Origin of the sequence: Bradyrhizobium sp. NBAIM03 (assembly GCF_020194055.1) — a bacterium.
GTDB lineage: Bacteria > Pseudomonadota > Alphaproteobacteria > Rhizobiales > Xanthobacteraceae > Bradyrhizobium > Bradyrhizobium yuanmingense.
The window spans coordinates 261,540-276,581 of the sequence record NZ_JADYVS010000008.1 but is presented as its reverse complement, the minus strand read 5'-3'; the positions used below and the strand labels follow the sequence as shown (position 1 = coordinate 276,581).

Sequence of the window (15,042 nt, the reverse complement as noted above, 5' to 3'; positions counted from 1 at the left end):
TTCGCTCCTCGCAATGACGACGAGCTACCCCTTCGCACAATGCGCGATGAGCCTTTCCACGAAGCCCGCGCATTTCTCCAGCTCTGCCATCTCCACGAACTCGTCAGGCGTATGCGCTTGCGCGATCGAGCCCGGGCCGATCACCACGGAGGGAATGTCGGCGATGTCGGCGAACAAGCTCGCCTCGGTGCCGAACGCGACCTTGGCGTGGTCGTTGCGTCCTGCGAGGCTCTTGGCCAGCGTGACGATGGCGGCGTCGGCGGCGGTGTCGAGCGCGGGATAGTCGAGGATCTCCTCGAAATCGATGCCGCAATCGGGATGTCTCGCCTTCATCGCCGGCTCAATCTCGGCCTTGGCCCAGGCGACGATCGCATCAGTCACCTCCTTGGACTCGGTGATCCCGATGCCGCGGCATTCGAAATCCACGGTGCAGGTATCAGGCACGATGTTCAGCGCTGCGCCGCCTTGCACGATGCTGGTGAGCAGCGTCGAATGCGGGACATCGTAGAGGCTGTCCGTCGACCGCACGGCCGCCAGCGCCACGGCGCGGCGGCGGATCTCGACGATCAGCTCGGCGGCATATTCGATCGCATTGACGCCGTCGGGCGCGATCGAGGAATGACGTGCAAGCCCGTGGAATGTGGCGCGCACGCCGTGTTTGCCCTTGTGGCCGATGATGACCTGCATCTGGGTGGGCTCGCCGATGAATGCGCCGAGCGGCCGGACCCTCTTCTTCGCGACCTCGTGCAGCATCGGCCGCACGCCGACGCAGCCGATCTCCTCGTCATAGGAGATCGCCAGATGAATCGGCGTCTTGAGTCTCGCCTCCACCATCTCCGGTACCATGGCGAGGCACACCGCCACATAGCCCTTCATGTCCGTGGTGCCGCGGCCGTACAGCTTGCCGTCACGCTCCACCAGCTTGAACGGATCATGGCTCCAGTCCTGGCCCACGACAGGCACCACATCGGTATGGCCCGACAGCACGAAGCCCGGCCGATCCTCCGGCCCGATCGTGACCCAGAGCGAAGCCTTCTCGCCGGTCTCGTCGACGATGCGCTCACCCTTGAGGCCGAACGCGGCGAGATAGCTCTCGATATGGGCAATCAGGGGCAGGTTGGTGCGGTCGCTGACGGTGTCGAACGAGACGAGGTCGGCGAGGAGTTTTCGGATGCGGTCGGGTCTTGAGCTTGGCATTGTCACGGTCTTGTCAGGGAATGGAGGCTGAGTTGCCTGCAGGAACCATACCAACGTGAGCCCCGGTCGAGCAAATCAACACAGTCCCGCAGCCCGGATGCTGCCCACCACACGACCGTCATTGCGAGCGCAGCGAAGCAATCCATAGTCTTTCCGCGGAGGGATTCTGGATTGCTTCGCTGCGCTCGCAATGAAGGATTGAGGCAGCTGTGTACCTGAAACTCACGTCTCGTGGCCCGGACGCTGCGCAGCGTCTCCCCGGCGATGCGAAGCATCGTCCGGTTCGACGATGCGCTGCAGAGCCGGGGCCCGTGCAGCAGCGAGCGACGTAGCCTGCTGGGTCCCGGCTCTGCGCCGCACCGCTTGCGCGCTGCGTCGCGTCCGGGACACGACCTGCGAACTAAACCGGCTTGCCCGTATATGGCATCGATGCCGTCAAGCCGCCGTCGACCGGGAACGCCTGGCCGTTCACATACGAAGCCTCGTCGCTCGCCAGGAACAGTCCCATCGCCGCGAGCTCGTGCGGCTGTCCCGGCCGCTTGAGCGGGTTGAGCTGGCCGATCTTGTCTTGGGTGCCGCGCTCCTTGGCGCGGTCGAAGATCGGCTTGGTCATGCCTGTTTCGATCAGGCCGGGGCAGACCGCATTGATGCGCACGCCGGTGCCGGTGAGCGAATACGCCGTGGTCTGCACCAGGCTGATCACGCCGGCCTTGCTCGCGGCATAGGGATGCCCGCTCGCGCCGGCCTTGAGGCCGGCGACAGAGGCGGTCAGCACGATCGCGCCGGACTGCTGCTTGACCATGTGCGGCATGGCGTACTTCACCGCGAGGAACGGCCCGATCAGGTTGACGCGCAGGATTTCCTGCCAATGCTCGACGGTCTGCTCGGCGAGCGGAACGAGTCCGCCGGAGACGCCGGCATTGGCCCAGATCACGTCGAGCCGGCCGTGCGTCTTCACCGCCTTGTCGATCACAGCGATGACGTCTCGTTCGGAGCCGGCATCCGCAACCATCGCTTCCGCGACGCCGCCGGCCTTCTTGATCTCCTCGACCGTCTCCTTCACCGCCTCGGTGCGATCGACCGCGATCAACTTGCCGCCCTCCTTGGTGAACAGCAGCGCAGCCGCGCGGCCGATGCCGCTGCCGGCGCCGGTGATGATGACGGATTTGCCTTGCAGGCGACCCATGCGTTTCTCCCTTTTGCTCGTGCACGACGCTTGCCGCGCGACGGAATTTCAAACAAGATTTCAAACGGCAAAGTGTCTTGAGACGCGTTCACTACTCACGTACAGCGACAATAGACGGGATGGAAGGGTTTCGATGGCAGGTGCAGACAAGCCGAACGTGGTCATCACGCGGTGGTGGTGGGTCCGTCACGCGCCGGTGCGCAACGACGGCGGCAACATCTACGGGCAGAGCGACATCGCCTGCGATACCAGCGATACCTACGTGTTCAACGCTGTTGCCAAGGTGCTGCCACGCCAGGCGGTCTGGTATTCGAGCAATCTGATGCGCACCCATCAGACCGCCGAGGCGATCTGGGCCGCGGGTTTTCCAAGGCCGGCAGCGCTGAAATGGGAGGCGGATCTCGCCGAGCAGAACCTCGGCCGCTGGCAGGGCATGAACCGCGCCCAGTTCATTGCCAGCCGCCCCGTCGGTGCGAGCTGGTTCGCCGACATCAACGAGCCCGCGCCCGGCGGTGAAAGCTTCATGGACCTGTACAACCGCACGCGCCGCACCATCGAGCGGATCAACGCCGAGGCGGCCGGGCAGGACATCATCGCAGTCGCGCATGGCGGCACTATCAGGGCGGCAGTGGGGTTCGCGCTCGGCGGGCAGCCGGAGCGCGGGCTGTCGTTCGACATCGACAATTGCTCGGTGACGCGGCTGGATTATTTTGCGAGTCCCGATCGCACGGTCTGGCGGCTGCCGATGGTCAATCAGCAGCCGTGGATCGCCGATCCAGCGCACGCGGCGATGCATCAGCCGGCGGGGCCGGAAGTCAAGAAGCTGGCCTGATACTGAATACGAAAATCAAATCTGGGAGAGAAACATGACCTTGTTCGACATGAAGGGGAAAGTCGCCGTCATCACGGGCTCGACGCGCGGCATCGGGCTCGCGATCGCCGAGCGCATGGCCGAGCACGGCGCCAAGGTGGTGATCTCCTCGCGCAAGGCCGACGTGTGCGAGCAGGTGGCGAAGGGCATCAACGACAGATTTGGCAAGGGCACCGCGGTCGCGGTCGCCGCCAACATCTCCTCGAAAGAGAATTTGCAAAACCTCGTCGACGAGAGCAACCGCGCCTTCGGCAAGATCGACGTGCTGGTCTGCAACGCCGCATCGAATCCATATTACGGCCCGCTCGCCGGCATCTCCGACGATCAGTTCAGGAAGATCCTCGACAACAACATCGTCGCCAACAATTGGCTGATCTCGATGGTGGTGCCCCAGATGATCGAGCGCAAGGACGGATCGATCATCATCGTCTCCTCGATCGGCGGCCTCAAGGGCTCGACCATCCTCGGCGCTTACGCCATCTCGAAAGCCGCCGACATGCAGCTCGCGCGCAACCTCGCCTGCGAATACGGCCCGCACAACATTCGCGTGAACTGCATCGCGCCGGGCCTGATCAAGACCGATTTTGCCAAGGCGCTGTGGGACAATCCGGAGAACCTGAAAGCCTCGACCTCGCGCTCGCCGCTCTTGCGCATCGGCATCCCCGACGAGATCGCCGGCGCGGCCGTGTTCCTGGGCTCGAAGGCCGGCGACTTCATGACCGGCCAGACCATGGTGATCGATGGCGGCGCGACGATCAGTTGATGCGTTTGTCGGAAGGGAAAGGGCACGTAGTCCACCCATACACAGCGGTCATCGCCCGCGAAGGCGGACGATCCAGTACCCCGCAGCCGCAGTTGTGTGAACGAATGACCGCCGCGGCGTACTGGATGCCCCGCCTTCGCGGGGCATGACAGTGCGGATGATGATACGGCGTCGCGCGTAAGCGCAGGGCCTCACTCCACCGCCGCGTAAACCAGATCCCGCACCAGGGTCCGCGTGTGGTCGCGCTGTCCCGGCCCCTGGCTCATGAACACTGCGAACAGATCCTCCTTCGGATCGATCCAGAAGAACGTGCCGGCAATGCCGCTCCAGAAATACTGGCCGACGCTGCCTGGGAAGGGCGCGATGCCGGCCTCGCGGCGCACGGCAAAGCCGAGGCCGAAGCCATGACCCGGCGATAGCAGCGTGCCGTTGGTCGGCACGCCTGGCCCGAGGTGATCGGAGGCCATCAGCTCCAGGGTCTTGCGGCCGATGATCCTGTTGCCGTCGAGCGTGCCGCCATTGCGCAGCATGAGGCAGAAGCGGGCGTAGTCCATCGTGGTAGAGACCAGGCCGCCGCCGCCGGACTCCATCACGGGCTGCTCGAGCATGTTGAACAGCGCGACCTTGTCGCCGGTCCACGGGTCGGCCGCGAACGGCTCGGCAAGGCGGCCGGCATTGGCCTGGCTTGTCGAGAAGCCGGTTTCGGCCATCTGGAGCGGCGCAAGCACGCGCTCGGTGAGGAACGCGCCGAGCGATTTGCCGCTGACGACTTCGATGATGCGGCCCAAAATATCTGTGGAGCGGCTGTAGTTGAACTCCGCGCCGGGCTGGCAGACGAGCGGGAAGCTCGCCACCAGCGCGGCATGTTCGGCGTTGGTGATCTTTCGGCTGCGGACGCGGGACTCCTGGTAGAGCTTGTGCACGGGGCCGTCGCCCTGGTGCTCGTAGGTGAGGCCGGAGGTGTGGCGGAGCAGGTCCTGCACGGTCATGGGCCGCGCCGGCGGTACCAGCTCCAACCGGCCGTCCTTGACGGCGCCGACCTGCTGGCTCGCGAACTCCGGTATGAACTTTGCGACGGCATCGCTGAGCAGGAGCTGTCCGTCCTCGACCAGCGTCATGATGCCGACCGAGACGATCGGCTTGGTCATCGAGAAGATGCGGAAGATCGAATCGCGCGCCATGGGCGCCGCGCCTGCCGGGCTCTGCTTGCCGAGCGCCTCGAACCAGCCGATTTGGCCGCGTCGCGCCACCAGCACCGTGACCCCGGGAACGGTTCCCTTGTCGATCTCGCGCTTGAAGGCGTCCGACATGGCCTGGAGCCGTGGCCGCGACAGCCCGAGCGTCTCTGGGCGCGCTTCCGGCAAAGCTGGGGTGTGGGGCGCGTTTGCGGCCTGCGGGGCGGCAGTGGCGGTCGCTGTAGCGGTCATGGGCACTCCCGATTGTTTTTCGTTATGGCCGATGGACTGTGGCCCAGAACCCCCGGCACAAACAAGCGAAGCCGGCGCGGTTCACCCTTGCAAACCGGCCGCTCTCTGTGCTTGAAAGCGCCCCTGATCCGCGGCGACGCGGGTTCGTAGGAGTGTAGCTCAATTGGTAGAGCACCGGTCTCCAAAACCGGGGGTCGCAGGTTCGAGCCCTGCCACTCCTGCCAGTTAAATCAATCACTTAGCTGGCGTTCCTACGCGGGAGGTTTGGTTTTGCTAACCCGTTTGCTAACAGGTGTCGCGCAAATCAACCGACGTTGAGAAATCCTGCCGCCAAGCCCGCGATGGTGTCGGACAACATTTGATCTGCCCGCTTCAGCCGCTTTCGCTTCGTGTAATTCCGCAACAGGATGGCTGGATCGTCGCCGATCCGCTGGGCAACGGTATGCACCGGGATGCCTGCATCCAGCAGGGCTGTAGAATGGATACCGCGCAGATCATGGAAGCGGGTCTTTCCGAAACCAAGGGTCTCGGCTCGGTAGGCGAAATCCTTGGAGAAATTCCGTGGATGGCGCGGCGAGGTGAACGACACGGTGATGGCGGGGAACATCAGCGCGTCAGCCGGCAGCCGGATCAGCGCCAAATCAACGTCAGCACCATCCGGAACGCCAGCGGCGAGCCGAAGGTGCCGCTCCTTCGCCTTTAGCAGCACAGCAATCGTCCCGTCATCCAGATCGATTGTTCGAAACCCGCGCTTCGTTTTCGGCGGTTTGATCCTGATCCCGAATTTCTTCGTCTGCTCCAGCGCACGCTCGATCCGCAGCGTCTTCTTATCGGCGTCAAGATCAGACCAACGCAGGGCCAGCAACTCATTCCGTCGTGCGCCAGTCGCCGCCGCCAACACGACGATAGGGTAGATGCTGGACGGCTTGAAGCCAGCGATTAGCATTGCCAGTTCGGTCTCGGTGAGGCCTTCTCCGATTTCGTCGATTCCTTCATCAGGATCGAAAGTCTCCGGCGCAGGGATTTGCTCAACCCGCTGCATCGGATTGATGGCTACGAGCCCTTTGCGGTGAGCGGTCGCCAAGCAGGCACCGAAGACAGTGTGAACATGATGTTGGGTGCGCGGCGATATGAGTTTAGCGTCCGCCATATCTGCGTAGAGTTTATCGATTTCGGGTGCACGCAAATTTTGCAGCCGCCGATTGTCGAGCACAGGCTTGACGTGGGTCCGCAGCAATTGCCCGTAACGCTCCAGCGTCCGCTGGCTGACCTTCTTTCGCCGCCGTCCCGGTGCGCCAGCCTCAATCCATTGGTCGATCCAACGGCCGACCGTGAGCTTGGAAGGTTCGACATATTTGCCTGCCTCCATTTCGGTGAGCAGGCGAGCAAGCTCCTTCTCGGCTCCGCGTTTGGTGCCCCTAAACGTAATCCATTTCTGTTTGCGCTTTTCGCCACGGTCGCGCGGCAGGTCTATGATCAGCGAATAAGAACCTTCGGAGCGCTGCTTGATCGAGCCTTTCATTCGCCACCCCCGCTGACCAATTTGTCCGGCGGAGGGGGAGGGGGCTTGATGAGGCCCAACTGCCCCCTGAGCCGGTGGCAGACCATCCAAAAATACTCAGCTTCCAACGATACGGTATGCGCCAAGACAGGCGCTTCTACACGTGCTTCCTCGCTCACCACATACTCTACCGACGCAACGCCTTCGAGAAACCCTTCGTTGTCCAATGCCATTGGTCGGTCGAGCAAAAGCAATCCGCGCCAGTGCCGCGTTACCTGCACGCCCATATAGCGACCGTTTGCTTCATCTATCAAAGCAGCAGCCAAGTCCGAATGAAACGTGCGCGTCGATGCCGGTGGCTGTGAGCCCAGGATCACTGGCTTTGCCGCGCTAAGCCCGGCAGTACGCTCAGCTAGGTCCGTGAGACTGTCCGTTGCAAGAAGTCCGATCAGGAAAGTTGCAACCGTTTCTGGCGTAAGCGGCACGCCACTGCCCGGACCCCGGCCTTCACGGACGGGCAGGAGACCGTGCCTCACAAGTTCGCGCTGTCGCTCGTAGAGCGCAGCCGGGCTCATCCGCAGACGACCTGAGATGTCGTGAAGGAACGTTTTCAAACTGGACATGACGTAAGAAAGCCAAAAAAGGTGGTGGATGTCCACCTTTATTTGTTGCGCATCAACCGAAACCATGCCTTCTTAATGGTGGTTATACACCACTATTCAGGAGATTCGCTGACATGTCCTCTGATTTACCCAAAACCTTGAGCGTACCGGAAGCTGGCCTGCGCTATTTCGGTCTGTCTCGGAACGGCTCCTATGCCGCAGTCCAGCGCGGGGAAATCCCCGTCATCAAGCTGGGCAAGTTGTTGCGGGTCCCCGTCGCTGCGCTCGAAGCCATGCTGAACCCGAGGAAGGCGAGCTAACGCCAACCGTCGCCGCTCACGCCATCAGGCTGAGCGTCATCTTCCAGAAAGCGAAACCCGCCTCCAGCTCCACCAGAGACGGGGTCTTCATTTCGGTCACGGCGATGGGAGCCGTTATGCTGCAGAATATTCCTGAAGATTGTTATTCGCAAGCGGGCGGCGTGATTGTCTCTGGATGCGAGCACTTGGGAGCGCGCCCATGAACGCGCACGATCCCAATTCGCCGAGCGGCGAGCCGACCAATGCTGAGCCTGAGGCCAGCAAAGCATCGGCCGGCGGCCTGATGCCGCAGATCACCCTGATCACCAAGCGCGATATCCCGGCGCTGATGTCCAAGCGCATTTCGCTGACAAATGATGGCAAGCTCCGCAGCGACGGATCGGAATGCCGTATGATCCTCGGCGCGGCCGCCCGCGCATTTGCGGGGACGGCGAGCGCGCTTGCGCAGATCATCGAAAGCTGCCGTTCTGATCAGGCGATCGCTCTCGGGGCGCTCAAGGCGGAGATCACCTCCTCCGCTGCCGTGACGATCCCGAAGCGGCTCGACAAGCTGCCCGGCGCCATCACCCGGTCACGGGAATGTATCGACTATCGGCGCGGCATCCCTGCTTGGGCATTGGTCGATTTCGACACCAAAGGCATGCCGAAGGAGGTTCGTGAGCGGATCGACGCCGCAGGCGGCATGTGGAACGCGCTGTTGACGGTCGTGCCCGAGCTCGTGAGCGCTGCCCGTGTCAGTCGTGCCAGCACCAGTGCCGGCCTGTTCCATAGCGGCACTGGCGAGCCGATCCCCGGTTCAAATGGCATGCACCACTATGTGCTCGTTCGCGACGGTAGCGATGTCGGGCGTTTTCTCTCGGACCTGCACGACCGCTGCTGGTTGGCGGGCTTCGGCTGGCACATGATCGGCGGCGCTGGACAACTGCTCGACCGTAGCATCGTCGATCGCATGGTCGGCTTTGGTGAACGCCTGTGCTTCGAGGGCGCGGCTGTCGTTGTGCCACCGCTGGCGCAGGATGCGTCGAAGCGCGCGCCTGTCGCATTCGAAGGTGACGCCATCCGCTCGGATCGGGTCGTGCCGCCGTTGACTGAATACGAGCGTCATCGTGTCAACGAGGCCAAAGCCGCAAGCAAGAAGGCGCTGGGCAAAGACGCGGCGAAAGTCCGCGACAACCACGACCAGGAGCTGGCTGAGAAAATCGCGGCCAAGACCGGCATGCCGATCCCGACCGCGCATCGCATCGTAAAGGCGCGCCATAGCGGAGTGCTGTACCCGGATGTCGAGCTGGAGTTTGATCATCTCGGCATCGTTGCGGCTGGTGCCGTATTGGCAGCCCCTGAGCGCTATGTCGGCGAGACGCTTGCCGACCCCATGGAAGGCGTCGATTACGGCCGCTGCAAAGCTATGGTCATGCGTGGCGACGACGGCAACCTGATCATTCATAGCTTTGCGCACGGCCGTTCCATCTACCGTCTTCGATACGATCTGAAGTCCGCTCAAGAGGCGTTTGCGGCGGTCGCGGGCGGTGGCACGGTTGACCATGCGATGGCGATATTGGCTCGAGCCGAGCTTGAACAGGATGAGCTTGAGAACTTCACCACGTCTTTGGCGGAGGCCACGGGGACCGGCAAACACGCCCTGAAACAGCGGATCAAAAAGGAGCGCGCAGAACGCGAGAAAGAGGCATGCAAAGCCTCCATCCAGGCGGAGGCGACAGCCGACGGCCAGATCGTTCGTGAACGGCCTCCGAAGGATGGCGAGCTGCTGCCGACGGTGACGTTCCTTGACGGTGTTCTGGCGGACGATCAGAGCGAGGAGCCCCCGATGCGCAATGCGAACGGCCAGATTGTGCGGATCGAAGAGAAGGAGCCTTGGGCTCTGCACCTGCTGACTTCTGACAGCGCGAACGCGAGCGGTGGGGAAGCCGAGATCATGAAGCCGCCCGCGGAGCCTGTGCTGACCGAGCTGACGGTGATCGGCGTCGGGATGCTCATTGAAAAACATGTGCGCTGGATCGCTTACAATCACAAGGGAGTGCCTTATTTTGCAGCGTTGCCGGCGCCGTTCATCAATGCGCTCATCGAGTTTCCGAACAGCGCCATCCCTGGCGTGCGTGCGATCAATACGTCCCCGCTCGTCACGATGTCCGGACGCGTGATCGACGGGATTGGGCTCGACCGGCGCACGAGGCTGGTGCATCGCATCGATCCCGTCCTGCGCGCATGCTTGCCGGCCGGCAAGCCCACGGATGAGGAGATCAAACAGTCTTTGAGTTTCCTGCTGGATGAGTGGCTCGTCGATGTCGCGCTGGATCGCGCGGGCAAATGCGTCGCAATCATGCTGGCACTCACCTTGCTCCAGCGAGCGCTCTTGCCCGAGCGCCCCGCGTTCTTTGTGACTGCTGGCCAGCGTGGCGGTGGCAAGACGACGCTGATCATCATGATCATCGCGGCGGTCTTGGGGCGGCGCGCCACAGCAGCGGCATGGTCCGATAGTGTCGAGGAACGCAAGAAGGCGCTCTTTTCATATCTCCGACAGAGCGTCGCAGCCCTAGTCTGGGATAACATCGCTCGCGGATCAACGATCAGTTGCCCGCACATCGAGGCGGCGCTGACCGCGTCGGAAATCTCTGACCGGGTGCTTGGGGTCTCTTGCGTTGAGACGGTGCCTGCGACAACGGTCCAGATTTTCACCGGTAACTCGATTGCACCGCGCGGCGATATGGCAAGCCGGTCGTTCGTCCTGCCGCTGAACGTGGATCGGCCGGACCCCGAGAACCGCAATTTCGAACACGCCGACCCAGTGGCATGGACGCAGGCGAACCGGACGAAAATTCTGCGCGCCCTCTACACGATCTTGATCGGCGGCACCTTGCAACGTCCGGAGGGGCAGGTGGCGAAGACCCGTTTCAAGCTCTGGTGGGGCCTGATCGGCTGGCCGGTGGAGTATGCGGCGGGCCTGCTCAGCCTCAAGCTGGATTGCACGGAATTGCTGCGCTCCGGAGAGGCCGGGGAGGAGGAGGCGAGCGCCACTTCCAGGGTGCTAACTGTTCTCGGTCAGGAATGGCGGGGCAAATGGTTCACAACCCGAGACGTCGTGATGTTCCTCAAGGAGAGGCACTCGCTTCTTGATGACGACACGGGAGCCCGCGCCGAGGCGCTGTTCGATGCGCTCTCCGAATTGATTGGGAAGCCGCTCGAAAATCCGACAGCCCGCAGTCTCGGCAAGCTCTTTCAAAAGCACCTCACCAACCGGCCCGCATGGATCGATGGCGGTCACTGCGCAGTCTTGCGCAAGGTGCCACTCGGCTTCAACAAGGATGGGAACAAATATGAGGTGGTGGTTCAGACCCCTGATGCTCCCCCCAGCAAGCGCTGACCGGGAAAGCCGGGAAAGCCGGGAAAGTTTACAGCCTCATTTTTTTCGCATTCAGTGAAACCGGAAGATGAACTTGTCAGATAACACCAGTCCGAGCAGCGAGCGGGCAAAACATTCCCGACTTTCCCGGCTTTCCCGGTGTGCGCCGCCGCGCGTCGCCAAGCGGAGCACACGTTCGCTGCAAAGCGACCAGCCCCTGTCGGCGTCGGAGGCACGACCGGCAACGGCAGCGGCCTCGATGCGGAGGTCGAGAGTAGGGCGACCTCCTTGCCGCGATCGGTCGCCCGGGGGGCGAGGCAAAAAATCCGAGCGCTGGGACCCTGCGACCGCAGGGGAGATCGCATTTTAGCCGCCGCAGGTTTTGAGGAATTTTATGGGCAACCACCTGCGCGCGTCGGTCCGAGGCTCGGACGTTGTAGACATTGGTGGTGCCGGCGTCGGCTGGTGTCTCGAGCAGACGCATTGCTACCAAGCTATTTAGAATGGACTTTTCCTCGGTCAGACGCTTTTGTAGGCGCTTCCTTGATCTAGCCATGCCGCACCTTCCGAACCCTAATCCCGTTCGACCCGGCCCCGGTCCTGAACGGCGACTGCGCAACTTGCAGCGCCGTTTCCGTGCGGTATCGGCGCGCCGCGATCGTACCACTAAGCTGCGGTGGGCTATGGCGGCGTTGATCGCAATCGCTGCCATTTTGGTTGCCTATCCGGCTATTTGGCTCCTTGTTTCGAGCTCTTGGCCGATCATGACAACGCTCAGACATATTGCGTCCGCGCCCAACTGTGAGTTTGCCCGCCTAGTCGGCTTGGCACCCGCTAGGCGGGGGGAGCCCGGTTATTGGAAACACCACGACCGCGACGAGGATGGAATTGCTTGCGAACCATGGCCGCGCCGGTAGTTTAAGGTTCGCGTTTGTTGGTTAGCTCGCCGCGTTCGAATTGCGAGCGTGGGCCGTGGGTGAGGTCCAGTATGGCCTCATGGCGACGAAATAGCGAACTTCACCAGAGGTCCGCCTTGGGCCATAAGCAGAAAAACTTTCGCTGGTAGTGGCCCATGAGACAGGTCATCATTGGCTTTGCATGACCCGGGTCTTTTGCAACATATCGTCCAGAATTGTGATCGTCGAAGGGATCATGGGGTCCGGCAAGTCGACGACCGTACGGCGAATTGCTGATCGCTTGAAGGCTTCCGGTGTGTCCGCCCTCGGCATTACCGAGGGCACCAGCCCACATCCGATCCGCTTTGATTGGGACGTGCCATGGGAGGATATGCCGGCAACGCATCTGGCGAAGTCAGCTGCTGCGCGTTGGAGTGCCTACGCCAATTCTGCCGCGACGTCGGCAAGCATCACGGTTGTCGACGGACAGCTCTTCCATGGGAATTTAACGTCGCTGTTTCTGCTTGATGCCGACATCGCCCTGATCCGCAGCTACCTTCGTGAGGTGGTAGCCACTATCAAGCCGCTACATCCTTTGCTGATCTACTTTCACCAAGACGACGTTGACCGAGCGATTAGAGCGATTTCCACTGAGCGGGGGGACTCATGGGTGACATATCAGGTCAATTGGAAGCTGACGTCGCCGTACGCCGTTAGGCATGGCTACGCTGGTCTTGGGGGACTCATCGAGCTCTATCGTGATTACCGCCGGCTTACCGACGGTCTCTACGCGGAGCTCGATATCCCGAAGATCAGCATCGAGAACTCCGGAATGGAATGGGCGAAGTATGAAAAGACCATAGTTTCCGTCTTGGTGAACCAGGCCGGCGACGGGGGCAGCAATTCTTGATCGCTCTATGACTGAGCTAGAGAAGATGCTTGCTTGCTGAGCGAGTGGCGACAGGCGGCGCTGGTCTGCTCCGGGTCAATCGCGACGTTTGGGCCCGGTTGACGTTAGGTCCGATCTACCTCTTGCAGCCGACATATTGTCGGCCGTGCGATGGGGCAGCGATGGGCCATAAGGCGACATCATATTGTACGAAAAGGCCGCCAACTGAGGCGGCCTCAGTCATTCCAGATGCGTTCTCCGCATTCGCATTCAAACAGGTGGATGAGGTTCCCGGTTTCCATGTTCAGGATCGCGCGAACTAACATCAGCTGCTTGTCGCAGACACGACATCTCCGGTCCGAATTATTTTCTATTTCTGCGATCTTCTCTGCGCGGAGCAAATCCATATTGAAGTCCCCCTCAAAACAGGACCGATGCTACTCCATGAGCTCCGCAATTGGATCATACAGAGGTATACTTGGCGGTGCTTCGCCACCACCAGGCCGCCGAGGCGCAACTTCGTCGATGGGCCACAAGCGGAAGTGAAACTCTGCCCACCTTTGCGCCTTTAGGCCCGCCGGGATCGACATTTACAGAACTTTAGTTTGTTACCACGCACAACCAAAGCTTGTTAGAGCGCCAGCAAGCTCGACCAAATCTGCGGCGCAGTATTGGTACGACGATGGCTCTACTACTTGCGAAACGGCTGGCTGCGCTCTACGTTCTTCTGAGCGCACTAACTGGCTGTGGTAGCCTGAGCGAGACCATCAGATACCGCTTAACAATCAACGTAGAAATTGATGGAAAGCTCGTCAGCGGTTCTGGCGTCACTCAAGTCAAGCAGTCCGACACGAGGGGCCTCTTCGGCTCCATGGGAGGCTTCGGCAATGAGGTTAGCGGCGAAGCCGTTGTGGTCGATCTCGGCCTTCACGGTACGCTTTTCGCGCTTTTGCATGGGCCGAAGGCTGGATATGGAGATTTAGGTGGTCCTGCGTCTATGCTGTTTCATGCCTTTGCCGACTCGATCAAGAACGAGACCGATCCCCTTGCGCAAGTGCGGCTATTGAGAGAGCAGCATCCACACCGGGTGTTGAAGGTTGACGAAATTCCGATGTTGGTCAGATTTCGTGATCATAATGACCCGAAGTCTGTTGAACAGATTGATCCCAAAAATCTAGCAGCAACATTTGGCGATGGAGTTTTACTCCGCGACGTTGCCATTGAGGTAACGCAAGACCCATTGACTGCAGGCATTCAAGCAAAGTTGCCGTGGCTCAAGGACATGAAAACTCATCTAGACGGAGATCAATATCACCGTCGAAACACGCTCGCCAACGAGCTGAGTGCACGCGATTTCTACCGAGAAAACAAATGAGGTTTTTGGAGGCCGCAGTTGGCTCAATCATGTCCGCTCAGGTCAAAACGCGAAGAACTCAGCTTGAGCTAATCTGGTCCGCTCTGGCTCAACGAGCGGACCACCGACCGCCGAGGCGCAACTTCGCTGACGGGCCATAACCGGACTTAAGCATCCGCACGCGAGCGCCGGTGCGCCAGCCAGTAGTCAATCTGCCAGCCCTCGTAGCCAAGCAATTCGCAACAGCGCCGTTCGTGCTCTTCGGACCATGCTTCGAGTTCGTCTAGGAGCGCAAGCATAGCATCTATCCGCCACTCATGGTCGGGTAACGCATAGAGCAGTCTTCGGTGTGGCAGCTCAACCAATTCGCGTCGTATCAATCGGACCGCAGCGACATGTCTGTCGAACATCCGCCAATATCGACGTCGAACTCACGGAGGACAAAATTCAGGAAGTAGGCCAGAGGCTTCGTGCCTCTCAGCATCAGGCCGAGTTCTCTGCCGTTGTGACCCAAATAGGGCAGTTCAGGAGGTTGCTCTGAACCCATGCTGAGCATGTTGATCGCCAAATGTTAATTTCCGCTAAGGGTCAAAGGGCCGTTTTGACCAGTGGTCGGGCGCTTCCGGTGTACCCCCGACTCCGGACAGCTCGCCTGCTACGCCCTAGTGGAAGCGGTGG

Annotated in this window: 13 protein-coding genes and 1 tRNA gene; 8 read left to right on the top strand and 6 right to left on the bottom strand. The window is 61.2% G+C overall.

Going from position 1 to position 15,042, the window contains the following annotated elements; all coding sequences use genetic code 11:
- Positions 1-24: 24 nt before the first annotated feature.
- Together argE and I6F21_RS15095 are read right to left on the bottom strand one after the other, a co-directional pair.
- Complete coding sequence (argE, locus tag I6F21_RS15100; RefSeq protein ID WP_036027666.1) at positions 25-1,197, bottom strand: acetylornithine deacetylase; 1,173 nt, start codon at positions 1,195-1,197, stop codon at positions 25-27.
- A 400-nt stretch (positions 1,198-1,597) separates the two neighbouring features.
- Positions 1,598-2,383 (bottom strand): SDR family oxidoreductase, encoded by a 786-nt coding sequence (locus I6F21_RS15095; RefSeq protein ID WP_036027664.1) that lies wholly within the window; start codon positions 2,381-2,383, stop codon positions 1,598-1,600.
- A gap of 133 nt (positions 2,384-2,516) precedes the next feature.
- Here I6F21_RS15095 and I6F21_RS15090 point away from each other — a divergent pair, with 133 nt between their 5' ends.
- Entirely contained in the window at positions 2,517-3,215 is a 699-nt protein-coding gene (locus tag I6F21_RS15090; RefSeq protein WP_074448153.1) for a histidine phosphatase family protein, read from the top strand.
- Positions 3,216-3,249: 34 nt separating this feature from the next.
- Positions 3,250-4,017, top strand: a complete 768-nt coding sequence (locus tag I6F21_RS15085; RefSeq protein ID WP_225139860.1) for an SDR family oxidoreductase — start codon at positions 3,250-3,252, stop codon at positions 4,015-4,017.
- A gap of 191 nt (positions 4,018-4,208) precedes the next feature.
- Here the strand turns inward: I6F21_RS15085 and I6F21_RS15080 are convergent, their stop codons facing one another.
- Complete coding sequence (locus I6F21_RS15080; RefSeq protein ID WP_225139861.1) at positions 4,209-5,444, bottom strand: serine hydrolase domain-containing protein; 1,236 nt, start codon at positions 5,442-5,444, stop codon at positions 4,209-4,211.
- Between the two features lie 148 nt (positions 5,445-5,592).
- Here I6F21_RS15080 and I6F21_RS15075 point away from each other — a divergent pair.
- A tRNA-Trp gene (locus I6F21_RS15075) sits at positions 5,593-5,668 on the top strand.
- Positions 5,669-5,748: 80 nt separating this feature from the next.
- Here the strand turns inward: I6F21_RS15075 and I6F21_RS15070 are convergent.
- Both I6F21_RS15070 and I6F21_RS15065 read right to left on the bottom strand, forming a co-directional pair.
- On the bottom strand, positions 5,749-6,966 hold the full coding sequence (locus I6F21_RS15070) for a site-specific integrase (RefSeq protein WP_225183299.1): 1,218 nt from the start codon (positions 6,964-6,966) through the stop codon (positions 5,749-5,751).
- A complete protein-coding gene (locus I6F21_RS15065; RefSeq protein ID WP_225183298.1) occupies positions 6,963-7,634 on the bottom strand; it encodes a hypothetical protein in 672 nt (223 codons plus the stop codon). Before I6F21_RS15065 ends, I6F21_RS15070 begins: the two co-directional genes overlap by 4 nt.
- Before the next feature lie 47 nt (positions 7,635-7,681).
- Between I6F21_RS15065 and I6F21_RS15060 the strand changes: the two genes are divergently transcribed.
- From I6F21_RS15060 to I6F21_RS15040, 5 genes are all read left to right on the top strand, one after another.
- A complete protein-coding gene (locus tag I6F21_RS15060; RefSeq protein ID WP_225183297.1) occupies positions 7,682-7,867 on the top strand; it encodes a helix-turn-helix domain-containing protein in 186 nt (61 codons plus the stop codon).
- Positions 7,868-8,066: 199 nt separating this feature from the next.
- Complete coding sequence (locus tag I6F21_RS15055) at positions 8,067-11,246, top strand: hypothetical protein (protein ID WP_225183296.1); 3,180 nt, start codon at positions 8,067-8,069, stop codon at positions 11,244-11,246.
- Positions 11,247-11,728: 482 nt separating this feature from the next.
- Positions 11,729-12,142, top strand: a complete 414-nt coding sequence (locus tag I6F21_RS39030) for an excalibur calcium-binding domain-containing protein (protein ID WP_346656818.1) — start codon at positions 11,729-11,731, stop codon at positions 12,140-12,142.
- 181 nt (positions 12,143-12,323) lie between these two features.
- Entirely contained in the window at positions 12,324-13,031 is a 708-nt protein-coding gene (locus I6F21_RS15045; RefSeq protein ID WP_225183295.1) for a hypothetical protein, read from the top strand.
- A gap of 607 nt (positions 13,032-13,638) precedes the next feature.
- Complete coding sequence (locus I6F21_RS15040) at positions 13,639-14,385, top strand: hypothetical protein (protein ID WP_225183294.1); 747 nt, start codon at positions 13,639-13,641, stop codon at positions 14,383-14,385.
- A 355-nt stretch (positions 14,386-14,740) separates the two neighbouring features.
- On the opposite strand, the gene I6F21_RS15035 is transcribed toward I6F21_RS15040, so the two are convergent.
- A complete protein-coding gene (locus tag I6F21_RS15035) occupies positions 14,741-14,932 on the bottom strand; it encodes a hypothetical protein (protein ID WP_225183293.1) in 192 nt (63 codons plus the stop codon).
- Positions 14,933-15,042: the final 110 nt, after the last annotated feature.